This window comes from Erwinia sp. SLM-02 (assembly GCF_037450285.1).
GTDB lineage: Bacteria > Pseudomonadota > Gammaproteobacteria > Enterobacterales > Enterobacteriaceae > Erwinia.
This window is the reverse complement of sequence record NZ_JAQISN010000001.1, coordinates 95,119-108,172: the sequence shown is the minus strand read 5'-3', so window position 1 is coordinate 108,172 and position 13,054 is coordinate 95,119. Positions and strand designations below refer to the sequence as shown.

The window sequence follows — 13,054 nt, the reverse complement described above, 5'->3', positions numbered from 1 at the left end:
TTCAAACGTTAACTCGCCTGCTCCTCCTGCCGCCACTGCCGCGGACTCACGCCAAACCAGCGGCGGAAAGCGCGTGAAAACGCACTTACCTCAGAATACCCCAGCAGCAAAGCCATCTCGGAAATCGGCAGCTGCCGCTGCTGCAGGTAGTGGGTCGCCATCTCACAGCGCACCTTATCCACCAGCGCGGTAAAACTTACCCCCTCTTCCCGCAGACGGCGCTGCAAGGACCAGCTCGACATCCCCATATTTTCCGCCACGTCCTCCAGCGTCGGCTCCCCCTGCAGCAGGGCCAGATTCACCTGAGAACGCGCCCGATCGACCATATTTTGCTGGCTGGCGCTGGCGTTAAGCCGGCGGATAGCATCCTGCATCACCCCCAGCAACAGCGGATCGCTGTCCGGCATCGCGCGTGCCAGATCGCGCTTCATAATCACCAGCGAGTTGAACGGCTGATCGAAGTAAACCGGCGCATCAAACACCTTACAGTGCTCGTGCCACTGCTCGGGGCGGGGATGCTCAAAATGCACCTCCCGCGGTGCCCAGTTTTTTCCGGCAACGTGGCGGATCAGGTTGAGGATCATCCCCAGCGTCAGCTCGGCGTCCTGCCGGCGGCAGAGGATCGCGCCATGGCGCACCTGATAATCCAGCCGCCAACTGTCACCTTTATCCACCAGCCGGGTCAGCGTATCGCGCTGGTGCCAGGGAAATGCGTGAACCACGTTGTGCAGCGCCTGCTCCAGCGTTGCACTGCACAGACCAATATAGCCAATCAACCCTAATGACTGCGGTTTAAACTGCCTGCCGTAGTGTAAACCGAAGTTATCACAGTCCGAATATCGCGCCGCTTCTTCCATCACCCGACAGTAGTTAACCAGCCCCAGGCTCAGCGTTGGCTGTGCCAGCAGCTCGGCATCAATGCCGCTGATGCCGAAGATGCGGTCAACGTCGCCACCGCGTTCGCTGATAAATCCACTTAACCCGCTGGCTGCCGCCGCCAGAACGCCGCGATTGCTGGCGCTTCCAGCGTGCAGAACATGGCTGATATCGGGATGTCTGTTCAGTAAAGTTTGCATGATCATCATCACCTTAGTGCCGCCGTCGATACCCTGATAAACAGCAAATATCGTACCAACTGCAACCTGAGTGAAAATCAACATGTTAGCGTTGGTCGATGCAGCATCGGGCACCGCCAGCGCGCAGTATTGCGCGCTGGCGGTGCAGGATCATGCGCCGATCGGCAGCCCGTCGCGCTCAAGATAGAAGCGACAAAGACGCACGGAATGATCCGCCCAGCGCGATCCCAGGCTCCGGGCCATTTCAGTTTCCGCGTGCGATCCCGCCCAGGCAAGCAGCTGAATACGGCGCTGGATCAACAGCGTCGGCACTTTCTCCATATCGGCCTCGCTGATGTGTGCCACCTGCTCATAGCCGCGCAGCCAGTTATCCACCCATTCACCGGCACGGGGATGATGCTCGACAAAACTGATCGCCGCCGCCAGGTCGTGCAGATACCAGCCGAAACCACAGTCGTCAAAATCGATGACCCGCGTCTGACCGTTATCCAGCAGCAGGTTGGTCAGCCGCAGATCGGCGTGAATCAACCCGTAACGCTGCGGATCCTTGCCAAAATCCACCATCTCCGCGCCAACCCGCGCTATCGCTTCCTCGACGATACGATGATCGGCAGAACGAAGATTCGGCGCATCGCGCCAGTCCCCCCAGTGGCTCTGGGGACTGACCATGGTGTGGTGATCCCAGACGATCCGCTGGAATCCCGCCGGGCGCTGCCAGCTGCGGCTGTGCTGATGCAGGCGTGCAGTGATATTCCCCAGCTGCTGGAAAGCGCGCGGATCGACGTCGGTGCCCGGCATCTCCCCTTCTATCCAGTGAAACAGTACGGCGTGACGAACCGACCCGTCCGCCATCGTCAGGGTCTGCACTCGCTGCCCTTCCACATCACTCACCGCCTCCGGCACTTGAATGCCGGTCTGGCGCAGCGCATCAAGCCAGTGCAGTTCACTTTCAATATCCGCCCGCTGGTGGTAATCGGCGCGATGCAGCCGCAGGGCGTAACGTTTTCCCGCAGCCTGGAGCAAATACGTGGCGTTCTCTGAACGACACAGCAGGCTCAGCTTTCCCTGTAGCGCCGGTGCGTAGCGGCTCAGCGCACGTTCAGCCAGGTGCTGCAGCGCCTCATTGCTCAGGGTGTCATATTGTTTGGCGGTCATCATCAGGCTCCATAGTCAGCGTTGGTCTGTACTTCCGTGCTATCAGCATCCTGTACCCGACGCTTTCCATCTTGACCCTGAACGACCCAGTTTTGACCGCAGCGTACAGGAGCGATGTTTTACGCCGCGAAGTTGACCGCAGGCGACAAATCTCATTGCTGCCGTCAAGTTTCCCGCCAGGCTGCAGCGGCATTATCGGTACACGACAACATCAATGACGGGGAATACGCTATGAATAACACTTTGAAGCCCGCATTAGGGACGATCCACCTGTGGGGCATTGCGGTAGGGCTGGTGATTTCAGGGGAGTATTTTGGCTGGAGCTACGGCTGGGGCGTAGCGGGAACGCTGGGCTTTCTGCTGACGACGTTAATGGTCGCCACCATGTACAGCTGCTTTATCTTCAGTTTTACCGAACTGACCACGGCGATCCCTCATGCCGGCGGCCCGTTTGCCTACAGCCGCCGCGCATTTGGTGAAACCGGCGGCCTGATTGCCGGTATGGCCACGCTGATCGAGTTTGTTTTTGCGCCACCGGCCATCGCCATGGCGATCGGCGCGTACCTGAACGTGCAGTATCCGGAGCTGAACCCGAAATATGCTGCCGTCGGTGCCTATGTGGTATTTATGACGCTGAACATCCTTGGCGTGAAGCTGGCGGCGATGTTCGAACTGGTGGTAACAGTGCTGGCGGTGCTGGAACTGCTGGTGTTTATGGGCGTAGTCGCTCCCGGGTTCAGCATCACGAACTTTGCCGCGAACGGCTGGGCGGGCGGTGAGCACTTTGGTCTGCCTGCGGTGTCCGGCATCTTTGCCGCCATTCCGTTTGCTATCTGGTTCTTCCTCGCTATCGAGGGTGCCGCGATGGCAGCCGAAGAAGCGAAGGATCCGAAGCGGACCATCCCCCGCGCCTATATCGCCGGTATTCTGACCCTGGTAGTGCTGGCGATTGGCGTGATGCTGATGGCGGGCGGTGCCGGGGACTGGCGCACGCTGTCAAACATCAACGATCCGCTGCCGCAGGCCATGAAGATGATCGTCGGCAGCAATTCGAACTGGATGCACATGCTGGTGTGGATTGGTCTGTTCGGCCTGATTGCCAGCTTCCACGGCATTATCCTCGGCTATTCGCGGCAGTTCTTCGCCCTTTCCCGCGCCGGGTATCTGCCCGCCGGGCTGGCAAAGCTGTCGCGCTTTCAGACGCCGCACCGGGCAATTATCGCCGGTGGCGTGATTGGCATTGCGGCCATTTTCAGCGACAGCTGGATTAACCTGCAGGGCATGACGCTGACCGCGGCGATGATCACCATGGCCGTATTCGGAGCGATTGTGATGTACATAATGAGTATGCTGAGCCTGTTCCGACTGCGCCGCAGCGCACCGGAGCTGGACCGCAGCTTCCTTGCTCCTGGCTATCCGATTGTTCCGGGCATTGCGCTGGTGCTGGCGACGGTGTGCCTGATTGCCATGCTGTGGTTTAACCCGCTGATCGGTGCCGTCTTCGCTGGACTGATGGCGGTGGCCTACATCTGGTTCCTGATGACCAAAAGCCTGCGCGACAACGCACCTCGTGATGCAATGCTGCAGGGCGAATAGCTGTTAAATCCGGGGGTTCTGCTCGGGCAGGGCGAAGCCATCCGGGCACGGCCATCCTCGCGATGACCGTGCCCGTTTTTCCAGGTCATTCAGGGCAAAACAGGGCAACGTTGAGGCTTACAGCGGCCAGAGCCAGGCTGCACCGCGCACGCCGCTGGAATCGCCATGCACCGCCTTGCGAATCGGCGTGGCAAACTCCCCACCGAATACCCAGTTTTTCACCAGCTGGGGCACCGTCTGATACAGCCTGTCGACGTTGCTCATGCCGCCGCCCAGCACAATCATATCCGGGTCCAGAATGTTCACCACGTGGGCCAGCGACTTAGCGAGCCGCAGCTCATAGCGGCCCATCACCAGCTCGGCGACCGGATCCTGCTGTTCTATCTGCTCAATAATTTCCGCACCTTTACGGTCAATGCCGCTGAGGCGCAGATAGTCGGTGGCAAAGCCGGTTCCGGAGATAAAGGTTTCGATGCAGCCCGCTTTACCGCAGTAGCAGGGCACTTCCCGGCGGTAGTTCAGCTCGTCTTCATCCATCCACGGCAGCGGATTATGCCCCCACTCCCCGGCGTTGCCGTTGCCGCCGCTGTGCGCCTGGCCGTTCAGCGCGACGCCCGCGCCGCAGCCGGTGCCGATAATGACCGCAAAGACCGTTTTCAGACCGGCCGCGGCACCGTCAACCGCTTCAGACACGGCCAGGCAGTTAGCGTCATTGGCAATGCGCACCTCCCGCCCCAGCAGGCGCTGCAAATCTTTATCCAGCGGCCTGCCGTTGAGCCAGGTGGAGTTGGCGTTTTTGACCAGGCCGGTCACCGGCGACAGCGTGCCGGGGATCCCCATCCCTACCGTTCCCTGTTCTCCCGTCGCCGCTTCCGCCCGCTTCACCAGATCGGCAATCGTCGCCAGCGTCAGCTCATAGTCGTTACGCGGCGTCGGTACCCGGTAGCGATACATCTCTTCCCCCTGGTCTGACAGCGCAATCACTTCTGTTTTCGTGCCACCCAAATCGATACCGATACGCACCGGATATTCCTTATAATTTAACGTTGATATCATTACCTTAGAAGGCGACAGGCTGAAAGGCAATGAAACACCGCCGCCGATTCGCTATCATGCGCGCTGACTTTGAACTTGCGCGCCATTTACGCGCCCTGAGAGGGAATGCACCATGCTGTGGTTTAAAAATTTGATGGTTTATCGTCTTAATCGCGAGATCCCACTGGCGGCAGACGAGATGGAAAAACAGCTCGATGCCTTCTCTTTCACCCCCTGCGGCAGCCAGGATATGGCGAAAACCGGCTGGGTTTCCCCCATCGGCCCGCGCAGCGACGCACTGACCCACGTCACCAACGGTCAGATCCTGATCTGCGCCCGCAAAGAAGAGAAAATTCTGCCTTCTCCGGTGATTAAGCAGGCGCTGGAAGCCAAAATCAGCAAGCTGGAACATGAGCAGTCGCGCAAGCTGAAAAAAACCGAAAAAGACTCCCTGAAAGATGAAGTGCTGCACAGCCTGCTGCCGCGCGCCTTCAGCCGCTTCAGCCAGACCTGGCTGTGGATCGACACGGTGAACAATCTGATTATGGTTGACTGCGCCAGTGCGAAAAAAGCTGAAGACACCCTCGCCCTGCTGCGTAAAAGCCTCGGCTCACTGCCGGTGGTGCCGCTGACGCTGGAAAGCCCGATTGAGCTGACGATGACCGAATGGGTGCGTTCTGGCGATCTGCCTGCCGGCTTTGCGCTGATGGATGAAGCGGAGCTGAAAGCGATTCTGGAAGACGGCGGCGTGATCCGCTGTAAAAAACAGGATCTGGTCTGCGACGAGATCGCCAACCACATTGAAGCCGGCAAACTGGTGACCAAACTGGCGCTGGACTGGCAGGAACGCATTCAGTTTGTGCTGTCGGATGACGGCTCGCTCAAGCGCCTGAAATTTGCCGATACGCTGCGTGAACAGAATGACGATATCGATCGGGAAGACGTTTCCGGCCGCTTTGACGCCGATTTCATTCTGATGACCGGGGAACTGGCCGCGCTGATTAACAATACCGTTGAAGCGTTAGGCGGCGAAGCCCAGCGCTAACGGATAGCAAAAGGGCGGACCCGTGGCCCGCCCTTTTGCTGGATTTCGCAGATTAATCTTTCAGATAGCGGCACAGATACGCAGAAGGCTCGGCAACCTGAAGATGGAACTCACTGTGCCCCGGCACATTGAACACGTCGCCCGGCTGGTAGTATTTCCACTCAACTTCACCCGGCAGCAGCACTTTCAGCGAGCCGCTCACCACGGTCATTTCTTCCGCCTGCGCGGTACCAAAGGTATATTCGCCTTCCGCCATCACGCCTACGCTGGCGCGGCCGGTACTGGCGCTGTCAAAACCAATAGACTTCACTTTACCGTCAAAATACTCACTAACGTTGAGCATATAAATTCCTTAAAATCAGAGACAAAGGTAAGCAGGCAATATAGAGGCATTATCACCGGGCTGTCACGCTTTTTCACCGGTCGCCCGCGACCTTTACAGCAGCAGCTCTGCCGCCAGTCTGGCAACCAGTACGTTTGGCAACAGCACCGGAATGCCCAACAGCTTTTGCAAAAAATCACGATGCCGCTGCTGATAGCCAATGCTGTCCAGCACCACCACGTCGGCCCCCTGCTCCTGCAGGGACAGCGCCGCATCGATCAACAGCTCTTCCCCCTGATGCTCCGGGCTGGCGAAGGCAAAACAGGGCGGATGGGAGAGGTTTTTCCATTTGCCCGCCCGCTCCTTCATGCCATCCTGCGGCAGCAGAATACCCACCTGGTGCCCCTCAACGATGGCTTCAACCAGCGGCGGCACGATGCGGTCCGGCTCCAGTAGCGTGGCATGCTGCGTGGTCAGCGCGCTGAATTTTTCGCTGCTGAGCAGCAGGATAATCTCATAGCCCGATTGCTCCAGCTGGTCTATTCGCTGCTGCAGGCCGCGCTCAATGCAGACCGCAGAGAGCTGAAGTTGGCTGCCGTTGTTGAGGGTAACAACAATCACATTTTCAGCGGCCACGGGGCCGTACTGCTGTTCAATCTGCGGCAGGCTCAGGCCGTCTAACAGGCCGCTATGTACAATGCGCTCAGCCGGCAGGTGTTCCAGCAGCAGCGGAACAATATCGCTGTTCGCTGACTGCCCGGGAGTAAGGGTGACAAGAGTGTTTTTCATAAATGACTGCTCCGCGAAGTCGAAACGGCACGGTCCCCGAACTGGCCAGCCAGCTGGCGGGTAACCATTTGCAGCGCATCCAGCGCGGTCGGTGAAAATTGATTTTGACTGTGTGTTGGATAAGAGAGACTGAGCGCCACGGTTTCTCCACGGTGTTTATTGCTGAGTGTGGTGGCGATAGCGCTGATGCCCGGCAGGGTCTCATTACTCGCCTGCGCCCAACCGCATTCGCGAATTCTCTCTAACTCTGACAGCAGATGTTCGATCGTTTGTGGCGAATTGGGCGAATTCACCCGCCAGGCTCCGGCATAAAGATGGCGCACGTAGTCATCGCTGTAGCGGGACAGAATCGCACGTCCAACCGAGGTTTCCGCCGCGGGGAGCCGGCTGCCGGGAGGTGTGACAACCTGAACAAACATTCTGCCCTGGAACATCCGCATCACCATCACTTCTCGCCCTTCCAGCTTTGAAATATAGCCGGTACAGCTCGATTCAGCAGCCAGCCTCGCCATCATTGATGACGCCCCATCCACCAGCGGGGTGGAGAGGTAATGGCTGGCCAGCGACAGCAGCATTTTTCCCAGGTGAAAACAGCGCGTCTCGGGGTTACGTTCCAGCAGACCCTGGCTTTCCATGGTCGCCAGCAGTCGCGAAACCGTGCTTTTCGGCAGCCCGAGCGCCGCAACCACCTCGGTAAACGACAGCCCCTGCTGCCCCTGAACCGGGCCGTGCTGGTTAAAAAGCTTCAATACCGCCGTCGCGTTTTCTAACGTAGTCATTCGGTGAGTTCCATTTTCAGGAACAGTTGTTCCTATTTTGTTAATTCACCCTAAGGTTGGCGGGATTGTCGGTCAAGAACTATAAATTTCTGCCTCAGAATGGCAAAAATGCGGGCTGTGGCTTAACCCGCAGGAGGGGGAATATTTCTGTTGAGAAGAGGCATTATGAGAAAAGATTGCCGCAAAACAGACACAAACGGCAGACAGTTATGCTGCCTGGCCGACAACAGGGTAGAAAATACTCCCCGGGTCGAAAAGGCAGTATGAAGAAAACGTCATGCGGCATCCCTGCCCCGTACTTACTCTTTGGAACGATCTTCATAGCGCGCTTTAGCATCCAGCGCTTCCTGCTCGGTTTCATGCTCACTGATCAGCGTGTCGGGCCTGGGATGATCGGCACGCAGTTCGTACCAGATAACGGTGTTATCGGGAGCGCCCTTGTTCACCGGGACAACAGAGGCGTGTCGTGGATAAGGTGGTTTGCCTGGCATATTACATTCCCTCCTGGGGTTAGCAATCTGAGTCGCTGAGAGTGCTACGAATTCAGATCCGTATCCGGACCTGACTTAATTATAGACATTATCAGCGGCTTATCGCCGTGAGGAGGGAGAAGCAGAATTATCCGTACTTCTGGCCGGCAGGCCGAATCAGCTGGCGCGGGCCAGCGAGAGTGCGTTGACGATCTGCTGGACAACGGCATCCGGGGTTTGCATCGCATCAACGATATGATGCGCCGCCTCGCGGTAGAGCAGATCGCGGGCCGCAAGCACCTCGGCCATCTCCTCAGCGATCGGTCGACCGGTCAGCGTCGGGCGCTGCGCGTTATCAGGAAAGGCTTCCAGCCTCGCGGCCAGCACTTCGGCCGGCGCGTTAAGATAAACGACGTGCCCGTTGTCCTGCATAAACTGACGATTCTCTTCAGCCAGCACCATGCCTCCGCCGGTGGCAATCACTTTACCGGGTTCGGTGACGGCGATCAGGGCAGCGGATTCACGGCGGCGAAACCCCGGCCAGCCCTCTTGCTCAACGATTTCCGCGACGGTCTTACCGCTGTCCTGCAGCAGAAAATAATCGGTATCGCAAAAGTCATAACCCAGTGCCGCAGCCAAAGCCTGGCCAACGGTGGTTTTCCCGCAGCCGCGAGCGCCGATGAGATAAATGGGTGATGACATAACAGGACTTTCCTTTAGCGAACTCAGCCCGATAACAGCGAGCAACGAAGCGGAATAATGAACGATGACGGGCATAATACCGAACATTTTCCGCAAGGGCCACCAGTAACGATTTATTTACAGCCCGGTTATGAGCAAAACAGATTAACAAATTGATTTTAAAAATTATTTAGGTGTAAAAAATTAATTACATCAGCGCTATTTAGCCCGTTTCTGCTGCTGCAACCATTTGTCCAGTTCGTTGGCGAACGCCTGCCTGTCGCGCTGGTTCAGCGTTGAAGGACCGCCGGTCTGCACGCCGCTGGCCCGCATCGTATCCATGAAGTCACGCATCGTCAGCCGTTCACGAATCGTCGCTTCGCTGTAGCGCTCTCCGCGCGGATTTAATGCCACCGCCCCTTTTTCCATCACCTCGGCCGCCAGTGGAATATCCGCAGTGATCACCAGATCGCCCGCCTCAACGCGCTGGACAATTTCATTGTCGGCCACGTCAAAACCCGGGGCCACCCGCAGCGTTCGCAGGAAACGCGATGGCGGTACGCTAAGCGACTGATTCGCCACCAGCGTCACCATCATCTGCTCACGATCCGCCGCGCGGTACAGTACCTCTTTGATCACTTTCGGACACGCATCGGCATCAACCCAAATCGGCATCACCCCTTCCTTTCTTTGCTCATTGATATTAAGAGCGATCTTCCCATTCTTTTGCCGAATGGCAAACTTAATCTGCTCAGGGCAATCAATTAGCGTGTACTGTACCTGTCAAAATCGCCTTTCAGGTTTAAGCCGGGTTAAAGCTGCGCTAAGGTGGAGGGAGGGTACAGGTCTAAACAGTTTTACAGAACTCGCAGGGAGAATACGGTGGACAAGAAAATCGGTTTTATTGGCTGCGGCAATATGTCGAAAGCCATCATTGCGGGCCTGGTTGCGGCCGGGCAGGTCACGCCTGAAAACATCTGGGTTTACGACCGCAAGCCGGCAACCAATAAGATGATGCAGGAGCAGTATGGGATTACCCCGGCCGAAAGCGCGGAACAAGTCGCCGTACAGGCCGATATTCTGTTTGGCGCGGTAAAGCCTAACGTCATCCTCAGCGTGCTTAAGGACGTTGCCAGCAGCCTGAATAAAGACAGCGTGGTGGTGTCAATCGCCGCCGGGGTTACGCTGGACTCGCTGGCCGAGGTGTTAGGCCACGACAGGAAAATTATCCGCGTGATGCCGAATACCCCCTCGCTGGTTAACGAAGGGATGACCTCCGTGACGCCAAACGTGCTGGTCTCGCACGAGGAGGCCAGTGAAGTCGTCGACATCTTTAACGGCTTCGGCAAAGCCGAACTGGTGCCTGAATACCTGATCCACTCCGTTGTTGGCGTGAGTGGTTCCGCTCCGGCCTATGTGTTTATGTTTATTGAAGCCATGGCGGATGCGGCTGTGCTGGGCGGCATGCCGCGTGCACAGGCCTACCGTTTTGCGGCCCAGGCGGTGAAAGGCTCCGCACAGATGGTGCTGGAGACGGGTAAACATCCGGGCGAGCTGAAGGATATGGTCTGTTCCCCCGGCGGCACCACGATTGAAGCGGTCAGGGTACTGGAAGAGAAGGGTTTTCGCGCGGCGGTGATTGAAGCAATGCAGCAGTGCATGGCGAAATCGGACCGGATGAGCCATTCATAGTAGTGAAACTGCTGCTTTCAAAAAAAACGGCGACACGGTTCGCCGTTTTTTATCTGCACTACAGAATTACGCTGGGGACAATCACGATTGCAAATAGTAATACAATCAGAGAATGCTTCACCCAGTAGTAGAGTTTACGGTTACGTTTTTTCAGCCGCTGCCCGGCATCACGCAGGCTGTTGACGTATTTAAAAATGCGGTTGATCCCGCCTACCCGGTCGTTTTCATCATTCGGCGAACTGGCGGCCGACAGCAGCGTTGATCCCACCCAGTGATTCACCGCCTGCGCCCAGCGCCATTTCATCGGGCGTTCAATGTCGCAGAACAGGATAATACGCGTCCGCCCGGTGTCGTTTTGCGCCCAGTGCACATAGGTTTCGTCGAACAGCACCGCCTCACCATCCCGCCAGCTGTGGCGCTGCCTGTCCACCTCAATAAAGCAACGATCGTCGTTTGGCGTCATCAGGCCCTTCCATCCCCGCTTGAAGAAGGTGTTGAACCCGGCGTCCTGATGATTATTCGAGGCTTTAATATGATCCTGTAATTGCAATGCCTCATCACGAATCGCCTGCCAGTTGTCGGTAATTTGCTGCAGCTCGGGAAATTCAGCAGGATCAAAATAGGGCTGTTTTGCCGGCAGCGTTGAAAAACCGGTCATAAACATATTTACCGGTGCCATAAAGGTTGAGTGGTCAAACAGCTGACGAGAGAACTTTTGTTTTTCAACGCCGCGTGAGTGTGCATATATCACGGCGATCGCAAAGATACTGAGAATAATTAAAGCCACCATAAAACAACCCCTGTTGGTACAACCCACATCGTCCTTCAGGCGGAAGGCCTGCGTCGTGTGGGAAAGAATGCGAAGCGGGGAATGTTAAACAGCAAACGCAGGAAAAAATAATCCGCCAGTGCCAAAATAAGGTACAGGGAATGACAAAGTGCGGCTGGTTTAAGACAGGTTTAATTAAGCGGCCTTGCCGGCCGCTGCATTAGAAAGCGTTGACAAAGAATGCGTTACTCAGCTTTTTTTCAGGCAGCTGCTCATAAAGGTTTTACGCGCATCGCCTTTAAGTTCTTTTTGGCTTGCGTCAGCGTTACAGGTTTTCATTTTCATCTGCTGCGGAGTCAACCCTTCGGCTTTCGCATCTTTTTTCAGGCAGTTGCTCATAAAGGTTTTACGTTCATCACCTTTAAGCCCTTTCTCTCCGGCATGCTGATTACACACCGTCATTTTCTGCTGCTGTTCGGTTTTCTCTGCTGCACCCGCGTAACCTGCCGCAGTGCTTGCAAGCAGCAGTACCGCCATTGCTATCTTCATTTTCATCTTTTCCCTTCCCATATTGTTTTAACCACGCCATAAAGTGTGGCACGGGCTGGCAAATCGGCGAGGAAATTAAATTTTTTTGCATCCGGCATCACAGCGGCAGAGTCACTGCCGCCGTCGCTGGCGACAGTGCCAATGCTTTCTGACAGGATTACTGGCGGGGATGATTCAGCAAACGCTGAATATAGCTTTCAAGCAGCGAGAGATCTTCCGGGTGCTCTTGTGCCCCGGGTGAAGCCGTCTGGATTGCAGAGTTGATACTTTCATTAATTTGGCGCAGCTGCTCCGCATCGGTTTTGCGTAACAGTGCCGTTACGACAATCTCTAATGCTTCAACCTGGGCAACCAGCTCTTTGGATTCCGTTTCTTTTTCGGCAAGCCTGATCAGTAATTCTGCAATGAGATTTTTCATGCGACTGTCTCAGCAAGGTAAAGCAAGACGGTAACATTGGTTTTAATAAAAGAAAACAGCAATCGCTTTATATTTTCGTTACTTATGCACTGAAAAAGAGCAAATGACCGCGTTTAGACTTCGAAACGTTTCGCTGTAATATAAAGCGGGTAAAACGTGAAACAAACGGTACAGCACGGACCCCGAAAATACCTGTGGCTTTCGGGGTCCGGTGTGATTATCGGCCTGAGTCGCTAAAACCGCGATGCGGGCCGCCGCCGCCGCCGCCCCATCCACCACCGCCGCCACCCCAACCGCCGCCACCGCCGCCGCCCGGAGGTGGGAACAGGCATCCACTGAGCGCGGCCACCAGCGCGACGATACTCGCCGCCTTAAGAATACGAATCATGTTAAAACCTCACGGGTCACAATATGAGGACGCCCTCCTCATTTCTCCGGCGATAGTAAGCGCCGCCTGACCCGCCCACAATGCAGAATAATCCGGTTAGCGGGGCTTTTAACGCGCCGTAACCGTGCTTAACAAATTCCTGCCAATTTCCGCACACAACCCTGCTCTGGAAGGAAGAGCCGCCGGCTTTTACCGTGCTCAATTGTCGCGATCTGCCTCGCAATACCTGGGATAATCGCTTTACAACCGCAGGAATTCACGCCAATGTGAGCGCATAACATTGATGAGGT

General features: G+C 56.4%; 16 protein-coding genes. 3 read left to right on the top strand and 13 right to left on the bottom strand.

From position 1 onward, the window contains the following. Positions 1-8 precede the first annotated feature (8 nt). Both qhpR and PGH32_RS00570 read right to left on the bottom strand, forming a co-directional pair. Complete coding sequence (gene qhpR / locus PGH32_RS00575) at positions 9-1,076, bottom strand: AraC-like transcriptional regulator QhpR (protein WP_443112728.1); 1,068 nt, start codon at positions 1,074-1,076, stop codon at positions 9-11. A gap of 150 nt (positions 1,077-1,226) precedes the next feature. Further along, positions 1,227-2,231, bottom strand: a complete 1,005-nt coding sequence (locus tag PGH32_RS00570; RefSeq protein ID WP_337892906.1) for a phosphotransferase enzyme family protein — start codon at positions 2,229-2,231, stop codon at positions 1,227-1,229. Positions 2,232-2,462: 231 nt separating this feature from the next. On the opposite strand from PGH32_RS00570, the gene eat reads away from it, so the two are divergent. Then, a complete protein-coding gene (eat, locus tag PGH32_RS00565; RefSeq protein ID WP_314418678.1) occupies positions 2,463-3,827 on the top strand; it encodes an ethanolamine permease in 1,365 nt (454 codons plus the stop codon). A gap of 117 nt (positions 3,828-3,944) precedes the next feature. On the opposite strand, the gene mak is transcribed toward eat, so the two are convergent. Continuing rightward, entirely contained in the window at positions 3,945-4,850 is a 906-nt protein-coding gene (gene mak, locus PGH32_RS00560; RefSeq protein ID WP_314418680.1) for a fructokinase, read from the bottom strand. A gap of 145 nt (positions 4,851-4,995) precedes the next feature. Between mak and rdgC the strand changes: the two genes are divergently transcribed. Next, a complete protein-coding gene (gene rdgC, locus PGH32_RS00555; RefSeq protein WP_337892903.1) occupies positions 4,996-5,907 on the top strand; it encodes a recombination-associated protein RdgC in 912 nt (303 codons plus the stop codon). A gap of 52 nt (positions 5,908-5,959) precedes the next feature. On the opposite strand, the gene ppnP is transcribed toward rdgC, so the two are convergent. The 6 genes from ppnP to PGH32_RS00525 all read right to left on the bottom strand — a co-directional run bounded on the left by ppnP (position 5,960) and on the right by PGH32_RS00525 (position 9,623). Continuing rightward, positions 5,960-6,250: a pyrimidine/purine nucleoside phosphorylase gene (gene ppnP / locus PGH32_RS00550; RefSeq protein WP_205065555.1), complete on the bottom strand. Its 291-nt coding sequence runs from the start codon at positions 6,248-6,250 to the stop codon at positions 5,960-5,962. Between the two features lie 93 nt (positions 6,251-6,343). Beyond that, a complete protein-coding gene (locus PGH32_RS00545; RefSeq protein ID WP_314418682.1) occupies positions 6,344-7,018 on the bottom strand; it encodes an AroM family protein in 675 nt (224 codons plus the stop codon). Next, a complete protein-coding gene (locus tag PGH32_RS00540) occupies positions 7,015-7,797 on the bottom strand; it encodes an IclR family transcriptional regulator (RefSeq protein ID WP_314418683.1) in 783 nt (260 codons plus the stop codon). The genes PGH32_RS00545 and PGH32_RS00540 overlap by 4 nt, the downstream gene beginning before the upstream one ends. Positions 7,798-8,096: 299 nt before the next feature. Further along, positions 8,097-8,288 carry a YaiA family protein gene (locus PGH32_RS00535; protein ID WP_314418685.1) on the bottom strand — a complete coding sequence of 64 codons (192 nt, stop codon included), beginning with the start codon at positions 8,286-8,288 and terminating at the stop codon, positions 8,097-8,099. A 156-nt stretch (positions 8,289-8,444) separates the two neighbouring features. Next, on the bottom strand, positions 8,445-8,969 hold the full coding sequence (gene aroL / locus PGH32_RS00530) for a shikimate kinase AroL (protein ID WP_314418688.1): 525 nt from the start codon (positions 8,967-8,969) through the stop codon (positions 8,445-8,447). 198 nt (positions 8,970-9,167) lie between these two features. After that, positions 9,168-9,623, bottom strand: coding sequence for a YaiI/YqxD family protein (locus PGH32_RS00525; RefSeq protein ID WP_314418690.1), 456 nt, complete (start codon positions 9,621-9,623; stop codon positions 9,168-9,170). Positions 9,624-9,830: 207 nt separating this feature from the next. On the opposite strand from PGH32_RS00525, the gene proC reads away from it, so the two are divergent. Beyond that, complete coding sequence (gene proC, locus PGH32_RS00520; protein WP_314418692.1) at positions 9,831-10,640, top strand: pyrroline-5-carboxylate reductase; 810 nt, start codon at positions 9,831-9,833, stop codon at positions 10,638-10,640. A gap of 58 nt (positions 10,641-10,698) precedes the next feature. Here the strand turns inward: proC and PGH32_RS00515 are convergent, their stop codons facing one another. The 4 genes from PGH32_RS00515 to PGH32_RS00500 all read right to left on the bottom strand — a co-directional run bounded on the left by PGH32_RS00515 (position 10,699) and on the right by PGH32_RS00500 (position 12,764). Next, on the bottom strand, positions 10,699-11,430 hold the full coding sequence (locus PGH32_RS00515) for an aspartyl/asparaginyl beta-hydroxylase domain-containing protein (protein ID WP_337892900.1): 732 nt from the start codon (positions 11,428-11,430) through the stop codon (positions 10,699-10,701). 228 nt (positions 11,431-11,658) lie between these two features. Next, positions 11,659-11,958 (bottom strand): PsiF family protein, encoded by a 300-nt coding sequence (locus tag PGH32_RS00510; protein ID WP_443112757.1) that lies wholly within the window; start codon positions 11,956-11,958, stop codon positions 11,659-11,661. Positions 11,959-12,115: 157 nt separating this feature from the next. Continuing rightward, a complete protein-coding gene (gene iraP, locus PGH32_RS00505; protein WP_314418699.1) occupies positions 12,116-12,376 on the bottom strand; it encodes an anti-adapter protein IraP in 261 nt (86 codons plus the stop codon). 217 nt (positions 12,377-12,593) lie between these two features. After that, positions 12,594-12,764: a hypothetical protein gene (locus PGH32_RS00500; protein ID WP_337892898.1), complete on the bottom strand. Its 171-nt coding sequence runs from the start codon at positions 12,762-12,764 to the stop codon at positions 12,594-12,596. Between the last annotated feature and the right edge of the window lie 290 nt (positions 12,765-13,054).